General features: G+C 72.3%; 15 protein-coding genes. 3 read left to right on the forward strand and 12 right to left on the reverse strand.

The window, feature by feature from the left end; all coding sequences use genetic code 11:
- The first annotated feature begins 44 nt into the window (after nucleotides 1-44).
- Both Voc01_RS07790 and Voc01_RS07795 read left to right on the forward strand, forming a co-directional pair.
- Entirely contained in the window at nucleotides 45-1,439 is a 1,395-nt protein-coding gene (locus Voc01_RS07790; protein ID WP_203926604.1) for a cellulase family glycosylhydrolase, read from the forward strand.
- 70 nt (nucleotides 1,440-1,509) lie between these two features.
- Nucleotides 1,510-5,868, forward strand: a complete 4,359-nt coding sequence (locus tag Voc01_RS07795) for an Hsp70 family protein (RefSeq protein ID WP_203926605.1) — start codon at nucleotides 1,510-1,512, stop codon at nucleotides 5,866-5,868.
- Here Voc01_RS07795 and Voc01_RS07800 read toward each other — a convergent pair.
- The 8 genes from Voc01_RS07800 to Voc01_RS07835 all read right to left on the reverse strand — a co-directional run bounded on the left by Voc01_RS07800 (nucleotide 5,853) and on the right by Voc01_RS07835 (nucleotide 12,919).
- The gene (locus Voc01_RS07800; protein WP_203926606.1) at nucleotides 5,853-6,266 is read right to left on the reverse strand and encodes a hypothetical protein; all 414 of its coding nucleotides are present in this window, start codon (nucleotides 6,264-6,266) and stop codon (nucleotides 5,853-5,855) included. The genes Voc01_RS07795 and Voc01_RS07800 overlap by 16 nt on opposite strands.
- A gap of 221 nt (nucleotides 6,267-6,487) precedes the next feature.
- Nucleotides 6,488-7,450, reverse strand: a complete 963-nt coding sequence (locus Voc01_RS07805) for a D-2-hydroxyacid dehydrogenase (RefSeq protein ID WP_203926607.1) — start codon at nucleotides 7,448-7,450, stop codon at nucleotides 6,488-6,490.
- Nucleotides 7,447-7,641, reverse strand: a complete 195-nt coding sequence (locus tag Voc01_RS07810; protein WP_203926608.1) for a tautomerase family protein — start codon at nucleotides 7,639-7,641, stop codon at nucleotides 7,447-7,449. The genes Voc01_RS07805 and Voc01_RS07810 overlap by 4 nt, the downstream gene beginning before the upstream one ends.
- Nucleotides 7,642-7,643: 2 nt before the next feature.
- Nucleotides 7,644-8,519, reverse strand: a complete 876-nt coding sequence (locus Voc01_RS07815) for a tetratricopeptide repeat protein (protein ID WP_203926609.1) — start codon at nucleotides 8,517-8,519, stop codon at nucleotides 7,644-7,646.
- Between the two features lie 56 nt (nucleotides 8,520-8,575).
- Nucleotides 8,576-10,189 carry an ABC transporter substrate-binding protein gene (locus Voc01_RS07820; RefSeq protein ID WP_203926610.1) on the reverse strand — a complete coding sequence of 538 codons (1,614 nt, stop codon included), beginning with the start codon at nucleotides 10,187-10,189 and terminating at the stop codon, nucleotides 8,576-8,578.
- 11 nt (nucleotides 10,190-10,200) lie between these two features.
- Nucleotides 10,201-11,211: a dipeptidase gene (locus tag Voc01_RS07825; protein ID WP_203926611.1), complete on the reverse strand. Its 1,011-nt coding sequence runs from the start codon at nucleotides 11,209-11,211 to the stop codon at nucleotides 10,201-10,203.
- Between the two features lie 315 nt (nucleotides 11,212-11,526).
- A complete protein-coding gene (locus Voc01_RS07830) occupies nucleotides 11,527-12,183 on the reverse strand; it encodes a TOPRIM nucleotidyl transferase/hydrolase domain-containing protein (RefSeq protein WP_239160034.1) in 657 nt (218 codons plus the stop codon).
- Nucleotides 12,184-12,187: 4 nt separating this feature from the next.
- Entirely contained in the window at nucleotides 12,188-12,919 is a 732-nt protein-coding gene (locus Voc01_RS07835; protein WP_203926612.1) for a class I SAM-dependent methyltransferase, read from the reverse strand.
- A 24-nt stretch (nucleotides 12,920-12,943) separates the two neighbouring features.
- Here Voc01_RS07835 and Voc01_RS07840 point away from each other — a divergent pair, with 24 nt between their 5' ends.
- Complete coding sequence (locus Voc01_RS07840) at nucleotides 12,944-13,342, forward strand: VOC family protein (RefSeq protein WP_203926613.1); 399 nt, start codon at nucleotides 12,944-12,946, stop codon at nucleotides 13,340-13,342.
- A gap of 225 nt (nucleotides 13,343-13,567) precedes the next feature.
- On the opposite strand, the gene Voc01_RS07845 is transcribed toward Voc01_RS07840, so the two are convergent.
- The 4 genes from Voc01_RS07845 to Voc01_RS07860 are packed head-to-tail and all read right to left on the reverse strand — an operon-like array spanning nucleotide 13,568 to nucleotide 16,454.
- Complete coding sequence (locus Voc01_RS07845) at nucleotides 13,568-14,416, reverse strand: hypothetical protein (protein WP_203926614.1); 849 nt, start codon at nucleotides 14,414-14,416, stop codon at nucleotides 13,568-13,570.
- A gap of 30 nt (nucleotides 14,417-14,446) precedes the next feature.
- The gene (locus tag Voc01_RS07850) at nucleotides 14,447-15,139 is read right to left on the reverse strand and encodes a hypothetical protein (RefSeq protein WP_203926615.1); all 693 of its coding nucleotides are present in this window, start codon (nucleotides 15,137-15,139) and stop codon (nucleotides 14,447-14,449) included.
- Nucleotides 15,136-15,987, reverse strand: coding sequence for a hypothetical protein (locus Voc01_RS07855; protein ID WP_203926616.1), 852 nt, complete (start codon nucleotides 15,985-15,987; stop codon nucleotides 15,136-15,138). The genes Voc01_RS07850 and Voc01_RS07855 overlap by 4 nt, the downstream gene beginning before the upstream one ends.
- Nucleotides 15,984-16,454 carry a hypothetical protein gene (locus tag Voc01_RS07860; RefSeq protein WP_203926617.1) on the reverse strand — a complete coding sequence of 157 codons (471 nt, stop codon included), beginning with the start codon at nucleotides 16,452-16,454 and terminating at the stop codon, nucleotides 15,984-15,986. Before Voc01_RS07860 ends, Voc01_RS07855 begins: the two co-directional genes overlap by 4 nt.
- Nucleotides 16,455-16,490 lie beyond the last annotated feature (36 nt).

Raw genomic sequence — 16,490 nt, forward strand, 5'->3', positions numbered from 1 at the left:
ACCCGGTCTATACCACAAGACATCGACGACTGTAAGATCTGGCGATGCGCCGCTCCCGCATTCTCCTCTCGTCCGTGGTCACCGCGATCCTCGCGGTCGGCCTGAGCCTCCATGTCATGAGCCCCGCGTCCGCCGCGACCGCCAGCGCCACCTTCACGAAGGTGTCCGACTGGGGGTCGGGCTACACCGGGGAGTACACGATCACCAACACCGGTGCCTCGGCGATGACGTCGTGGACCGTCGTGTTCGACCTGCCCGCCGGCACGAGCATCGGCTCGTCCTGGAACGCGGTCCGCAGCAGCGCCGGCCAGCGCTACACGTTCCGGAACGAGTCCTGGAACGGCACCGTCGCGCCGGGCCGTTCGGTGTCGTTCGGCTTCACCGGTTCCGGCTCCGGTTCCCCCACCGGATGCACCCTCGACGGCGCGTCGTGCGCCGGCGGCACCAACCCCTCGACACCGCCCTCGTCGAGCGGACCGTCGCCGTCGACGAGCAGCCCGACGGGCACCACCCCCGTCGCCCGCAACGGGCTGCTGCGGGTCTGCGGCCGGCAACTGTGCAACGCGCGGGGCAAGGCCGTGCAGCTGCGCGGCATGAGCTCGCACGGCCTGCAGTGGTACTCCAACTGCCTCGCCGACTCCTCGCTGAACGTGCTCGCCAACGAGTGGAACGCCGACGTCCTGCGGATCTCGATGTACATCCAGGAGGGTGGCTACGAGACCGACCCCGTGGGCTTCACCAACCGGGTGCACGCCCTCATCGAGGAGGCGACCGAGCGCGGCCTGTACGCGATCGTCGACTGGCACATGCTCGAGCCCGGCGACCCGAACCACAACCTGGCCCGCGCCCGCACGTTCTTCACCGAGATCGCCTCGCGGCACCGCGCCAAGAACAACGTCATCTACGAGGTCGCCAACGAGCCCAGCGGCGTGCACTGGAACACGATCAAGTCGTATGCCGACCAGATCATCCCCGTGATCCGAGCCCAGGACCCGGACGGCGTCGTGCTGGTGGGCACCGAGGACTGGTCGTCGCTGGGCGCCTCCGGCGACGGGCAGGGCGTGCAGCGCATCCTGGCCAACCCGGTCAGCGCCGGCAACGTCATGTACACGTTCCACTTCTACGCCGCGTCCCACGACGACTGGCACCTGAACACGGTGCGCGACGCCATCGCCCAACTGCCGGTCTTCGTCACCGAGTTCGGCACCCAGGAGTACACCGGCGACGGGCCGAACAACTTCGCCCGCGCGCAGCAGTACCTGGACCTGTTCGCGCAGAACAAGGTCAGCTGGGTCAACTGGAACTACTCCGACGACGAGCGCACCGGCGCGGTGTTCACCCAGGGCACCTGCGCCGCCGGCCAGTTCGGGGGCACCAACCGCCTGAAGGAGGCCGGCGTCTGGGTCCGCGAGCGGATCCGCACCCCGGACGACTTCTGATCCACCGCCATGACGGCCGGCCGGCGTCAGGGGCGCCGGCCGGCCCGCCGTGCCGCATAGGATCTGGTCCATGCCGGTTCGGAAGTGGTTCTCCGGGGGCGACCGGAAGCTGAGGCGCGCGGCCGAGACCCTCGAGGAGGCGTTCGGTCCGGCGCCGCGGACCGGGCAAGCGACCGGGCCCGCGACCGGGCCCGCGACCGGGCAAGCGCTCGAACGCGGGGTCCGCGCGTACCGCGAGGCCGTCGAGCTCACCCTGCCACGGGACCCGCGGCAGGCGGCCGAACTCGTCGCCGCCTACGACGCGCGCCTGCCGGACGGGCGGTACCCGTTCCGGGCCGGCGACCGCCAGTGGCTGGCGCCCTACGCCGCCGGCGCCGACCCCGACGCGCTGGCGGTCGTGTTCACCGTCGCGTCGCGGGTGCCGCTCCCGGACCTTCAGGTCGCCTCCCGCGACCGGCTGGTGCATCAGGTGTCCCGGTCGGGGCGGGCCGACCTCCTCGTGCGGCAGCTGTTGCGGTTCCGCGAGGCCGGGGTGCTCGACGGGGCCACGGTGACGGCCGCGCTGGCCGGTCACCTCGAGCGCGGCCGTCTCGACGACGACGCGCCATTGTGGCGAGGCTTTCTCGACGACCTGCCCGAGGAGGCGCGGCCGGACCTCTTCGAGGTGCGCCGGTTCCTCGGTGACGGCGCCGGAGCCGTGCGCCTGGCCACCACCCCCGCCCAACGCGTGCGCGCCGTCGAGCTCTGTAGCGCGTCACACAAACGGCGCGACCACGAGGCGGGCCTGCGCCTTGCCACGGACCCCGCGCACGACGTGGACCGGCCCGACCTCCTCAGCGTGCTGCACGAGAAGCTCGGGCAGTTCCCGGAGGCGCTGCGGCACTGCCCGGCCGGCGAGCCCGACCGCGTCGCGAACCTCGTCGGCCGCTGCCTGCCGGGCGTCGACGCGCTGGTCGGGGCCGGCGATCTGGAAGCCGCCGCCCGCCTCGTCGCGACCCTGCTCACGCACCTCGACGCCGCGCACCCGCGCACCGACGCCGTGACGGCGATGGGAGACGAGGTGACGGCCACCGGATCGGCGGTGTCGGCGGCGGGCCGGCGGCACTTCGGGCGGCTGGTCACCGAGAACGGCGGCGACGAGGTGCACCGGCGGTGGAGCGCGTTCGCCGAGGAGTGCGGCGACCGGGAGGAGGCCGCCCGCCAGGCCGAGGCCTACGGCGACGTGTACCGGGCGCACCGGCTGTACCGGGCGGCGGGGCGGTTCGGCGACGCCGACCGCGTGCTCCGCGACGACCGCAGCGACGCCGGCGTCTCCGCCCGGGCCGCGGCCCGCGAAGCCGGCGGTGACCTCGTCGGCGCCGCCCGGGTGCACGAACAGGCGGGCCGCACGCGCGACGCGGCCGCCCTGTACGCCCGGGCCGGCGAGTACGCCCGGGCGGCCCGGTGCCTCGTGGCCCTGGACGGCGACGACGCCGTCGACGACCCCCGGCTGGCCGACTGGCTGCGCCGGGCCGGCGCCGTCGACGACCTCGCGCGGCGCTGCCTCGACCGGGCGGCCGGCGGCGTCGAAGCGGGCCCGGCCATCGAGGAGCTGCGCCGCCTGCGCACCGAACAGTCCCTGCCCGCCGAGCTGCGGGCGCGGGTCACGGCGGCGGTCGACCGGATCGACGGGCACCGCCGGTCGGCGTTCGACGGCCGCGTGCAGGCGTGGGTCGCACAGGCCCGGATCGAGGTCGACACCCGGTACGCCCGCATCTGGGCGCTGGACCTCGGCACCACCACCTGCTCGGCCGCCATCTTCGACACGACGACCGGCCGCGCGGTGCTGTGTCCGTGGAAGGGCCGCGAACAGTTCGCCTCGACGGTCAGCTTCGACCGCGAGGGCAACGAGGTGATCGGCCTCGCCGGCGAGGAGCTGCTGGCGTCGTGGGTCGTGGGACAGATCCGGGCGGCCAAGCGCAGCATGGGATCGGGCCGGCGGTACCGGTTCCGCGACCGCACCTACCGGCCCGAGCAGATCGCGGCGCTGTTCGTCGCGCACGGGCGGCGGCTGGTCGAGAACTTCCTCGCCGAGCGGGTACGCGAACGGGTCGGCGAGCTCGCACGGCGCGAGTTGGGCGACGTCCGCGAGGAGTGGCTGACCGATGCCGAGCGGAACGACGACCTGCGGCTGGAACGGCCGCGGGCGCTGCTCACCATCCCCGCCTACTTCCTCAACAACCAGAAGCACGCCACCCGCGACGCCTGCCGCGTGGCCGGCGTCGACCTCGTGCGGCTGATCCACGAGCCGACCGCCGCGTGCATGTCGGCGGCCCGCGACCGCGACCTGTCGGGACGCGTCGTCGTGGTCGACCTCGGCGCGGGGACTCTCGACGTCAGCCTCCTCGACGTCTCCGACGGCGTGTACGACGTCGAACAGGTGCTCGGCGACAACCACTACGGCGGCCGCGACTTCGACGAGGTCGTCGGCGCCGCCCTGCGCGCCCGGCTGACCCGCGACGGCATCGAGGTGCCCGACTCCGCCCGGCGCCGGCTCGACGTCGCCGCCGAGTATCTGAAGGTCGCCCTGTCGGCCCAGAGCGAGGCGGAGTACCTGCTGCGCAACCTCGTCGACGGCCGCGACGTGACGCTGCGGCTCACCCGCGCCGAGCTGGCCGAGATCCTCCGCGAGCCGCTGGAGACGCTGCGCCGCACTTGTGCGCGGTTCGCGTCCGAGCTGCGGCAGAAGCCCCGCCACCTTGTGCTGGTCGGCGGACCGATGCTGTCTCCGCTCGTGCAGGACGTCGTGCAGCAGGTGTTCGGGCTGACCCGGACCGCCCTGCCCGACCCGCGCACCGCGGTGGCCATCGGGGCGGCCCTCCAGGCGGCGGTGCTCGACGGGAAGCTCAGCGAGGTGCTGCTGCTCGACGTCGTGCCGCTGCCGCTGGGCGTGCGGGTCCTCGACCCCGAACGCGACACCGACCAGTTCTCCGAGGTGATCGCCCGCAACACGCGCATACCGACCCAGCAGCAGAAGGTCTACAGCACGACGAAGGACAACCAGAGCGCGGTCGACATCGAGATCTACAACGGCAGCCTCGACGAGGCCGCCCGCGTCGGGCAGTTCCGGCTCGGCGACCTGCCACCGGCTCCGGCCGGCGTGCCGCAGATCGAGGTGCGGTTCACGATCGACGCCTCGTGCGTGCTCGAGGTGACCGCGCAGGACCTGGGCAGCGGCAACTCCCGCTCGATCCGCGTCACCGACACGACGCTGCTGTCACCGGCCGAGATCAGCGACATGGCCCGGCGCCGGGAACGGCAGGCCGCGCTCGAGGAGGTGCGCCGGGAGCTTGCCGACCTGCTCGACGACGAGGTGCCCGCCGGGGCCGAGGCGACGCTGCGGCAGTTCCGCCTCCGGCTGGCCGGGCACCGCTCGGCTCCGGCGCCGTCCGACCCCGACGCCCGGCGGCAGCTCGCGGAGATCGTCGCCGGTGCCGACGACGCCGACCGCGAGGTGACGCAGGCGGTGGCGCCGCTGCGCGATCTGATGCTCAACGCGCGGGCGTTCCTCGGCCGCGACGCCGGCAGCAACGCCGAACAGGCCCTGGCACAGGGCCGGCACCTGGTCCGGGAGCTGCATGACGCCCTGGACCGGGTACAGACGCGCCTGGCCCGCGTCGACCGCTGGAACGCGACGCTGACCCGGCTCGCGATGGCCGGCTCCGACCCGCTGGCGCGGTTCCGCCAGCGCCACGACACGGGAGAGTACGCGGCCGCGCTGCGGTCGCTGGCCGAGGTGACGGGACCCCTCACCGACGCCGACGACCGGCGGCGGCACCTCCGCTGCCTCGCCGAGACCGGTGACGCCGACGGCTACCGGACGGCCCTCGCCGCGTACGGGCACGCCGAGCCGACGGACCTCCGCACGTACGCCGCCGGGCTGACGGTGCCGGTCGTCGCGGTGCGGCCCGACGGCACGCGCCTGGAGGGCGTCGGGTTCCCCGTGAGCGAGCGGCTCGTCGCGACGAACCGGCACTGGGTGGTGGGCGGGGTCCCGGTCGGCGGGGTCTCGGTCGGCGCGGGCACAGCGGTCGACGACGTGCGCCTGCCGGACAACGCGCGGGTCGACCTCGCGCTGCTGCGCACCCGTGACCCCGTCGGGCGCGTCGTGCCGCGGCTCGGGTTCGCGCGGTTGCTGCACGTCGGCGACCGCGTCGCCGGTCCCTCGGGGGAAGGGCTGGTGGACGGGTTCGAGGCGTTCCCCGACGAGGGGCTGCGCCTGGTTCGCACCGGGATGTCGGTGCCACCGGCCGGCAGCGGCGGGCCGCTGGTCAACGACCTCGGCGAGGTGGTCGGGGTGCTGGCGGTCGGCGCGTCCGACACCGGCGGCGCGTTCGCGATCACCGTGGAGACGCTGGCCGAGCTGGTCGCGGGCTACAGCTCGTCGTAGGGGCGTGACCGGTCGGTGACGCCCAGGTACGCCAGGTTGATCCAGACGCCCTGGCCGGTCCACTGGGACACCGAGTCGCGCAGGAGGCGCCACTGCTCGGCCGACAGGTGACGCTGGTCGAACAGCGGCTTGCGCATCGGGCTCGAGCGCAGCGACGCGTACAGCATGCGGGTGGCGTCCTGGGTGCCGGTGTCGAGTTCCATCGCCTCGATCTCGTCCCACGGCAGCTGGCATACCGGCATCCAGTTCGTGCGCCCGGAGCGGCGACGGACCACCAGCCCGGTCTCGTGCGCGGTGATCCAGACCTGTTGGCTCCGGATCGTGACGTCGTCGGGCCGCTCGACCGGCGGCCTGCGTCGCCGGATCCGTCTCCACCACGTTCTCAGCCACCCCCGCATGGCAGGGATCCTACGACGACCGCCTATGCCTCGGCTGTCTGCTGGTTGTCGCGTGGATGCGGTTCGGACGACGGTGTGCCGATAGGAGGTCGCCGTGGAGACGCCGATCGACGCCGCTGACCGCGGGTACTGCGGTCGAGCCGGCCCGTGTCGGCGCACGGGCCGGAGCGCTGATCCCGGTCGTCACGGCCCACCCGGGAGGGTCGGGTGGGCCGCCCGGCTCAGTACCCCAGGTCGGGTTGCCGCTTCAGGCCCAGCAGCTCCTCGCCCGCCAGGAAGCGGTCGAGGTTGGCGCTGAAGTCCGCGCCCAGCCGCTGCAGGTTTCCCGACCCGCGGAACGACGTGTGCGGGGTGATGACCGTGTTCGGCAGGTCCCACAACGGGCTTTCCGGTGGCAGCGGCTCCTCCTCGAACACGTCGAGGAACGCTCCCCCGATCTGCCCGCCCCGCATCGCGTCCAGCAGAGCCTCTTCGGCGATGAGCGCACCGCGGCCGACGTTGACCAGGACGGCGCTGTCCTTCATGGCCGCGAACTGCTCCGCGCCGAAGAAGTACCGGTTCTCCGTGGTGAGCGGCATCGCGAGCACCACCGAGTCGGCCCCCGGCAACAACTCGGCGTAATGCGCGAAGCTGGTGGTCTGCTCGAAGCCTTGCGCGGGCGTCCCATTGCGGTTGACGCCGACCACGGCGGCGCCCAACGCCCGCGCGCGGACCGCGACCTCACGACCGATGCCGCCCGTGCCGAACACGAGCATCGTGCTGCCGATGACGTCCCGCGCGACGAGCCGGACCCACTCGTGCCGCTCCTGCGCCGCCCGCAACGCCGCGAACTGCTTGCCGTGCAACAGAACCGCGGCGACGACGTACTCGGCGATCGGGATGTTGTAGGAGTTCGGCGAGCGGGTGTAGATGAGCCCCTCGTCGAGGCGGCGCTGCCAGACCTCGCCGCCCACCCAGTCGAACCCGGCCGCGGTGATCTGCACCCAGCGCAGGCCGTCGCACTTGCTCAGCAGCTCCTCGAACGTCTCCTCGTTCATCGCGCTGCGGAGCATCACCTCGGCGTCGAGCCACTCCTCGCGAACCGTGCCGTCGTCGGGGATCGCGGTGAACCGGCAGTTCGGGTAGCGCTCGCGCAGCCCCTCCACGAGCGGTTCGAGGTTCGGGGTGAGAAGGACGTGCGTCACTGCGCTTCTTTCTTGCGCTGGTTGTAGGTCTTGCCGCCCTTGGCCCAGTTGTCGTAGGAGACCTCGTACAGGAGAACGTGGGTGTTCTTGCGCGGCGAGCCGTACTTGACGAGCACGTCGGTCAGCTCGGCGATGATCTTCTCTTTGGTCTCCTGGTCGCGGTGACCGATCTCGGCCCGGATGATCGCCATGCTCAGTTCTCCTTCGTGGTGCCCGCCGCCGCGCCGGCGGCGGCGAAATCGGGGTTGTTCTCGTACTCCGACACGACGGCGAGGTACGCGAACGCGTGCGTCACGTTGGTCTTCAGGACGCCGTCGAAGACCTCGCGGGCCTTCGCCGTGTCGCCGTTGTAGTAGTGCCAGTTGCCCAGGCCGTAGCCCTGGGTGACGGTCTTCAGGTCGTTGCCGTCGCACATCGCCCACAGCTCGTGCGGGGTGATCTCGCCGGTGTAGAGCCGCATCCGGCCCTCGTATCCGACCAGATGTGGCTCGTCGACGAGGGCGATTCGGCGGAACCGGTCGAGCACCTCCCCGGCCTCCTTCTCCCGGCCCAGGCGGCGCAGCGCCATGTACTGCCAGTCCTGCGAGGCGACGGTGCCCTCCTGGTGCCTCGAGCTGTCCTCCGCGTTGCGGAAGGCCTCCAGGCAGCCGTCGAGGTCGCCGTCGAGGTACCGCGCGACGCCGAGGTGGTACCAGATCGACGTGTGCAGCGTGGTGTTGTACCGCTTCAGCGTCTGCGCGTCAGCGTCCTTTTCGGACAGATGCTGCGGGCGCACGTCTTCCGGCCGGCCGAGGATCAGGCTGATGACGTCCTTCTCCACCTCGGGCTGGTACATCTCGTGCTCGTCCGGGGTGTCCGGGATCTTCGCGGCGGCTTCGCGGAGGTCCTCGATCGCGCCCTTGTAGTCGCGCACCGAGATGCGGCGGTGTCCGCGGAACCGCAGCAGGCGGGCGTCGCCCGGTTCCTTCTCCAGTGCCTCGGTGAGCAGCGCGACGGACTCGGCGTGCTTGTCGAGGTAGCCCTTGAGCCGGGCGGCCATGATGTATCTGTGGCTCAGGGGGACGGTCATTTGTCGTGCCTTTCGTCGGGGATGGGGCGCCCTCGTGAGAGGGCGCCCCGTTCCGCTTACTTGTCGAGCCAGAGGTTCCGGTAGAACCGGTACGTCGGCGTCGGGTCGCCCTTGTAGCCCATGACGTTCTTCTGCACGACGTCGAAGTCGGCGTTGAGGAACGTCATCGCCACCGGGCCGCGCTCGGCCAGGATCCTCTCGGCCTTCTGGTAGATCTCGGCGCGCTTGTTCCGGTCGAGCTCCGAACGGGCCTGGACGATCAGCTCCTCGTACTCGGGGTCGGTCCAGTTGCCGTAGTTGAGGCCGCCGCCCTTGAGGAAGCTGGCGCTGAACCGCTCGTCCGGGTCGTAGGTCAGGCCGAAGCCCGACTGGTACATGTCGAAGTCGGCCGCCTTGGTCTTCGTGTCGGCGATCGTCGACTCCACCGACTCGATCGTCACCTTGATGCCGATCTTCGCGAGCTGCTGCTGCTCGACCTCGGCCGAGCGCACCTGGAACGCCGACGTGGCGATCACCATCAGCTTGGCCTCGAAGCCGTTCGGGAAGCCGGCCTCGGTGAGCAACTGCTTGGCCTTGTCGAGATCGGGCTTGCCGTAGACGTCGTTCGCCTTGATGGCGCCGTACCGGTCCGGCGGCAGGTAGCCCGCGTTGAGGGCGGTGCCGTAGCCCGAGTTGGCGACGTTGAGGATCTCCTGGCGGTCGAGCGCGTAGTAGATCGCCTGGCGCACCTTGACGTCGTTGTACGGCGCCTTGGAGGTGTTCAGCCGCAGGTGCAGCGACAGCGAACCGGAGCCGCCGTACCACTTGAGCTTCTCGTCGCGCTTGAGCGCGTCGATGAACTCGGGCGCTGGACGCCACAGGAAGTCGACGGTGCCGCTGCGCACGGCCGCGGCGCGGGCGTTGTCGTCGGGGTTGAACGTGAAGTCCAGCCCGTCGAGGTAGGGCACGTTCGGCACGTAGTACTGCGTGTGCTTGTCGAGCTTGATGGTCTGGCCGGCGACCCGGGAGACCATCTTGAACGGTCCGCTGCCGCCGTCGACGGCGGTGTTCAGGCCGTTGTTCCTCTGGACCACGTCACCGTCCACGATGGACGATGCCGCCGTGGACAGCAGCGTGAGGATCGCCGCGTTCGGCTTGCTCAGCTTGAGGATCGCCGTGCGCGGGTCGGGCGTCTCCACCGCGGTGATGCCCTCGTAGCTACGGGCCCGCGGTGCCCGGGTGGCCGGGTTCTTGATCCGCTCGATGGAGTACTTGACGTCGGCCGACGTCACCTTCTTGCCGCTGTGGAAGAACGCGTTGTCGCGGAGCTTGAATGTGAGCGTGAGCCCGTCGGCGCTCTGCTCCCACGACTCGGCGATCGCCGGCTTGATCTCGCCGCGGTAGGACTCCACCAGCGACTCGTAGATCTGCTCGTTGATGACGAAGGCCGAGGTCTCCGACATCTTGTGCGGGTCGAGCTCGTTGGCGTCGAGCCGGATCATGATGCGCAGCCGGCCGCCCGACTTCGGGTTACCGGCCGGCTGGGTCTCGTCCTCCAGCTTGGAGTTGGCCGCGGCGCCGTCGTTGCCGCCGTTGTCGGTCTCGGAGTTGGGTGGTTCGCCGCCGGAGCAGGCCGCCAGCGCCGCGACCAAACCGGCCGCCAGCGCGCTGGTCACGAATCGCTTCTTCATGGTTCTCCTCATTACTTCCATGCCTGGCCGAAGACCCGCAGCCAGTTACCGCCGAGGATCTTGGTGATGTCCTCGGGAGAGAACCCTCCGGCCAGGAGGGCCTCGGTGAAGTTGGGGAAGTCGCCGGCGTCGTCCATGCCGATCGCCCGCCGCTCGTCCCACTTCCAGTTGCCGAGCAGCTTTCCCCAGTCGGGACCCTTGAGCGCCTCGGTGAGCGTCTCGTCGTAGTCGGTGGCGATCGCGACGTGGTCGATCCCGGCCACCTCCACGACGCGGCTGAGGTGCTCGACGAAGCGCTTGAGGTCGGGACGCTTGCCGCGGTCCTCCGGGTAGTACAGGAACCCGGACAGGGTGGTGATGCCCATGACGCCGCCCTGCTGCCCGAGGACGCGCAGGAAGTCGTCGTTCTTCGCCCGGATGTGCGGCGAGATCGCGTCACAGAAGGAGTGCGTGACGACGACCGGGGTGGCCGACACCTCCATGGCGTCGAGGCCGGTGCGCTGGCCGCAGTGCGAGACGTCGACCAGGATGCCGAGCTCGTTCATGGCCTCGACGAAGGTCCGGCCCTTCTCGGTGAGGCCGGGGTCGACCTTCTCCCCGCAGCCGGCGCCCAGCAGGTTCTGCCGCTGGTAGGTCAGCTGGAGGATGCGGACGCCGAGGTCGTGGAAGGTGCCGAGGAGGTCGAGGTCGATGCCGATCATCTCGGTGTCCTGCGGACCGAGGATCACGGCCTCCCGGCCCTCCGCCTTGGCCCGCTGGATGTCGGCGACGGTCGTCGCGAGCAGCACCCGGTCGGCGTGCGCGTCGATCCACCGCCGGCACCTGTTCACCTCCCGCAGCGCCTCGACGGTGCCGGCGTACGGGCGCGTCACGGTGTGGTTGACGGCGGTGACGCCGCCCCGCCGGATGCGGTCGAGGTGTGCCTCGGAGAGCTCGATGACCGTGCTGCCGTCGACGACGGTGGCCGCTGCGTGCAGTTCGGCCGCCGACAGGGCGGGACTTTCAGGGGCGGCTGTACTCAATGGGATCTCCAGGCCGTGCGTCTTCGCGTCATCCGGCGAGCGAAGGTTGCACGGACTCTACGAGCGGCGCCACTTCCTGTCCATAGATCTTACAAACTCGTCATCTAGAACCCTCGTAGCGACGAATCTCGTCATTTCGACGCACATCTTTGCGTGCGCGATCGAGCTGGACCGGCCTCGCTACCGACAGTGATATGGGCAGCGTGCAGGTGCTTTAGATTCGGGAGAACGCGGTCGCGCCGGCACACGATGCGTGCACGGACTGACTGGCTCCGGAACCCCGCGGTGGCGTGGTTGATCGCGCTCTTGCGCGGCTCACGCGGAGCCGGCGTCGGGTGACACGTGGGTGAGCAGCGCGTCGAGGGGGCGGGCCAGGGTGCCGCGCTCGACGGACAGCTCGACGAGCAGGCGCGCGTAGCGCAGCTTCCGGCGCGACCCGCCGCTGAGGAAACGGCGCATCTGCGCGTCGGCCGGGCGGTCGCGCCAGGCGGGCTGGTTGCGCATCGACCGGAATGCGCCCAGATCGCCCTGCGTGGCGAAGAGGGACTCGACCTCCGCGGTGCCGACCGCCCGGATGAGCTCGTCCTCCAGGTCGTTCACGCACGCGAAGAAGCCGAGGCGCTCCAGGTCGGCGTCCGGCGCGCCGAGCCCGCGGCGGATCACCGCCTCCTCGCGCACGTCGTACAGGCCGGCGAGGCGCACCCCGGGATCGAACCTCGTCAGGAACCGGGAGATCGCGTGCGCTCCCCCGATCGGCACCACCACGACCCGCTCGGCGGTGAGGTCGCGGCCCCGGCCGGCGGCGGCGGTCTCCACCGCGATCTGGTCGCTGATGCCCTCGACGAGCAGCACCGCCAGCGCGTCGCCGGTCTTCTCCAGCGCGAGCGCGGTCGCCTCGATGGCGGCCGCCGGGCCGTTCACGTACCCGGCGAGCGCCCGCCGGGCCAGCTCGCGGCGGTCGACGGGGGCCATGCCGTCATCGCCGCCCTATCACGCTCTTCAGGCCGACCGGCAGCGGATGCGCGTCGTCGGCGAAGGAGGTGCCGATGGTCGCCGTCACGCCGTGTTCGCGCAGCAGCGCGGGCACCGCGGAGGTGTCGACGAGCACGTTGCGGTGCCGTTCCTCGTCGCGGCGGTAGGAGCCGTCGGGCCGGCGCACGAACGTGGTGATGTCGCGGTCGAAGCGGTCGGGCGTCGGCTGGCTGAACCGGGTGACGATGGCCCAGTCGTCGCCGACCCGGCCCTGGGGCACCGCGTCGGTGCGGGCCGTCCCCCACTCCAGGTCGCACAGGTCCAGGGCGAAAAGGCCGCCGGGACGCAGGGAGCGCGCGAGCCCGACCAGCGCGCGCCGCACGGCGTCGGCGTCGGGCAGGTAGTTCACCGCGTGCCCGACGCCGACGACGGCGTCGGCCGCCGGGACGGGGTCGTCGGGCAGCACCAGCGTCTCGATCCGCTCGGCACCCGGCACGGCCGCCCGCGTCAGGTCGAGCATCGCCGGTGACGCGTCGGTGGCGACCACGCGGTGACCGGCCTCCACGAGGTACCTGGTCAGCAGGCCCGACCCGCAGCCGACCTCCAGCACGAGCCCGCCCGCCCGACGGACCGGTTCCAGCAGCGCCAGCAGACCGGGTGCACACCGGTCGGCGTGGAACCCGAACCCCCGGTCGTGGACGTAGGCGAGGTCGTCGCGGTAATACGGCTCATCCACGCGGCCATCATCTATGTTGGGCCGATGGCTGTCATCGGGTTTGACCACGTGGTGCTGGTGGCCGCCGACCTGGACGTCACGCTCGACTGGTACCGGCGGGTCCTCGGCGCGCAGGTGCGCGACCTCGACGGGTTCCGGGCCGGCCGGGCCGAGTACCCGGTGCTGCACTTCGGCGCCTGGAAGATCAACGTGCACCCGGCGGGCAGCGACCTGCGTCCGCGCGCCACCACGGCCCTACCGGGCACGCTGGACATCTGCCTGGCCTGGGACACCGACGTCGACGCGGCGAAGCGGCACCTCGAGGAGCACGGCCAGGTCGTCGAGTTCGGGCCGGTCGCGCAGGAGGGCGCCCGCGGCGTCGGGCGGAGCGTCTACACCCGCGACCCGGACGGCAACCTCGTCGAGCTGATCTGCTACCCCTAGTCCGGACACCGATCGGAACCAGGGTCCGGGCCGCGCGGGCAGCTGATGATCGAAAGTGCTGGCGACTTTCCGCTGTTTCGGGCGGGCCAGAACAGCAGAAGGTCGCCAACACTTTCGATCTTGGTCCGGTTCCGGGATCGCGTCCGCGTCACGCCGAGCGGCCGACGCCATCTCACCCGGATCGGGCGGTGCGGGTGGCGGTGTACGTGGCCGCCGTCAGGGCGGTCACTCCGGCAGCGCGGTCCAGGTGTCGTACCGGTGCACCGCCACGCCCTCGAACGCGGCGAACCGCTGCCCCGCCGCGTCCACCTCGCGCAGGGCCGCCTCCATCACGGTGCGCTGGCTGAAGCTGCAGTACGCGCAGTCGGCGAGCGGCTGCGTCTCCACCGCCAGCCGCACCGGCACCGCCGCCGCGCCGGCCCGGTCGAGCACGTCGGAGGCCACGTCGAGGATGCCGGTCGCGGTGTCGCGGTAGCTCATCACCGTGAGGGCGTCGACGCGCGCGATCACCTCGTCGGCCAGGGTTCCGGTGCCGACCGGCACGGTGTGGTACCAGAACGGGACGTCCGCCTCCAGCGGCAGGTTCCCGCCCCGCAGCGCATCGAGCAGGTCCAGGAAACCGGTGACGGCGCGCGGCGACGGCCACTCCGGCAGCAGGTACGGCTCCACGTCGAGGTGCAGCCCGCGGAACAGGCCCAGGTCTACCACCGTGTCGCGCCAGGCGAACGCGTATGTGTGGTCGAGCGCCCAGCCGGGCTCGCCACCGAGCGCGTCGAGCCGGATGCCGGCCTCGTCGCACAGCGCACGCAACCGCAGGAGCCGGGCCGCGTCGCCGTTCGTCCGCGCGTCCCGGTCCACATGAACGAACAACGTGCGGACGCCCTGCGTCCGCGACCAGGCCACCATGCGCTCCGGCTCGGCCCACGACCAGACCCACGCCGCGCGCGTTCCCGGCGGCGCGACCGGCGACTCCGGCGCGAACGGCGGGAACCGGTACGGCGCCGCCGCCACCAGCAGGCCGGCGAGCAGGCCGAAGAGCAGTACGACGGTCAGCACCGGCTGCAGGCGCTTCACCGTGGACCCATCGGCGCCCGGCGGCCCGACTCAAGCGTCCGGCGCCGGCCAGTTCAGGAAGTCGACCGCCGCGGCCCGGCGGGCGCCCGCACGGAACCGGGCCTCCGCCGCGACCGCCAGGTCGAGCCACCCGACGAGCGTCGAGGGACGCAGCCGCACGAGCGTCGTGGAGCCCGGCGACGGCGTGACGGCGAGCGCCCGCCGCCCCGACGCGCGCAGCGCGGCCAGCCGCGCCCGCAACCGCCCGGACGGCTCGTCGAGCACGAGCACCGGCTGCCGGCCGGGCGGCGGGTCACCGTCGTGGACGACGGCCACCGACAGGCGGTCCGGAACGTCGTTGGCGAGCAGGCAGACGAACACGTCCCGGTCCGGGCACACGACGTGCGCGGTCGCCGGGCGGTCCACCGGCGAGGTCGGCCGGTCGACGTCGTCGACGAGCCCGGCCGGGAGCGAGCCGTACACCTCCGGCCAGCGCGAGCGGATCAGGTCGTGGAAGCCCGGCGGCAGGCCGCCCCGCCGCGAGACGGCGGCCGCCAGCTGCCCGAGCGTGTACCGGTAGCGGTCGTGCCCGCGCAGCCACTCCGCGGCCCGCGTCACCCGCACGTCGCTGATCCGCGACGCGTGGTCGTGCGGCTCGAACACGAACCCGCGCCCGCATCGGCCGCACCGGTGGTCGGACCGGTCGCGGCGGCGCAGCCGGGCCGCGCAGTGTGGACAGATCACCCGCTCACCGGCCAGGTGAGGAACCCGGTGCGCGCGGTGCCGGCGTGCGTGGCGGCGAACCGCAGCACCGTGGACACGAGGTCGGCCGGAGGGGACGCGGGCGTCGCGCGGCCCAGGTCGAGGACCGGCAGGCCGCGGGGCAGGTCGTCCGACGAACTGACCACCAGCGCGCCGAGGTGGTCGGTCATGTCGTTCGCCCAGAGGCAGGCCGCGACGGCCGGGTCGGGGCACAGCACCCCGAACCGCACCGGGTCGGGCGTCGGCGGCGGCGCCGCGCCGTGCTCGTCGACCGGGTCGGCCCCGACGGCGCGGGCGCGCGCGATGACAGCCGACCGCGTGAGCACCACCCGGTTCCGGTCCGGAACGAGCCGGCGGACCAGCCGCGCCAGCAGCGCGACGACGCGGAAGGGCAGGCACAGCAGCGTGCCGGCCCACACGAGGGCCCGCCCACCGGTGAAGATCACCACCAGCAGCGACGCGCCGAGGACCCAGGCGACCGGCAGCCCGTCCATGCGCGTGAACACGAGGTAGCCACCGGCGCCGACCGCCGCCATCCCCGCCATTCCCGCCGCGAACGGCGGGTCGTCGGGGTCCCAGCGGCGCCACACGGGTGGCGGCGGCAGGTACGGCCGCTGCCCCTCCAGGTCGCGCTGGACCTGCAGCGCCGTGACCCGGTACGCGCCGTCCCCGCTCAGCTCCGCGATCCGCCGCCGCAGGAACCCGTCGGAGAACGTCGAGCACACGGTCGGGCGGTCGACGACGAACAACCGGCGGCACTCCCCGCACTGCCCACCGTCGGATCCGGGGCGGTACCGGTCGCGGTCCGCCCGGCAGTGCGGGCACCTCATCCGAAGTCGTCCGGCACGTCGTCGTCGGCACGCGTCCAGTCGTCGGGCTCCGCGCGGTCCTTCTCCTCGCGCCCGTCGCGGCGGCGCCGCGCCTGCTCGGGCGGCGAGAGCCACGGCGGTGGCGGCGGCACGACGCCGAGCAGCGCCGACGCACCGACCCGCAGGAGCAGCGCCACCAGGCCGGCCGGCGCGTCGGTGCGGTTGAGGGTGCGCCTGCCGTCGGTCCAGATGGTCCAGCCGAAGCCGACGTCGCGGCCGTACAGCACGCGGCCATCGAGGTGGGTGCGCTTGACGACGCCGCCCCGCAACGGTTCGTCGGTGCCGTGCTCCCGCCGGTTGTCGCGCCACCAGACGGTGCCCTCGGGGTCGCGCCAGCGCCACTCCTCCCGCCCGTCGGAGTACCGCCGGCAGACGCCGCCACCGGCCATCACCTCGTCGGCGTACGTGGTCTCGCCCTGTCGGGACATCGACCTTCCCCTGTCGGCCGGCATGCCTCCGCCCAT

Source organism: Virgisporangium ochraceum (assembly GCF_016863655.1).
In the GTDB taxonomy this organism is placed as follows: domain Bacteria; phylum Actinomycetota; class Actinomycetes; order Mycobacteriales; family Micromonosporaceae; genus Virgisporangium; species Virgisporangium ochraceum.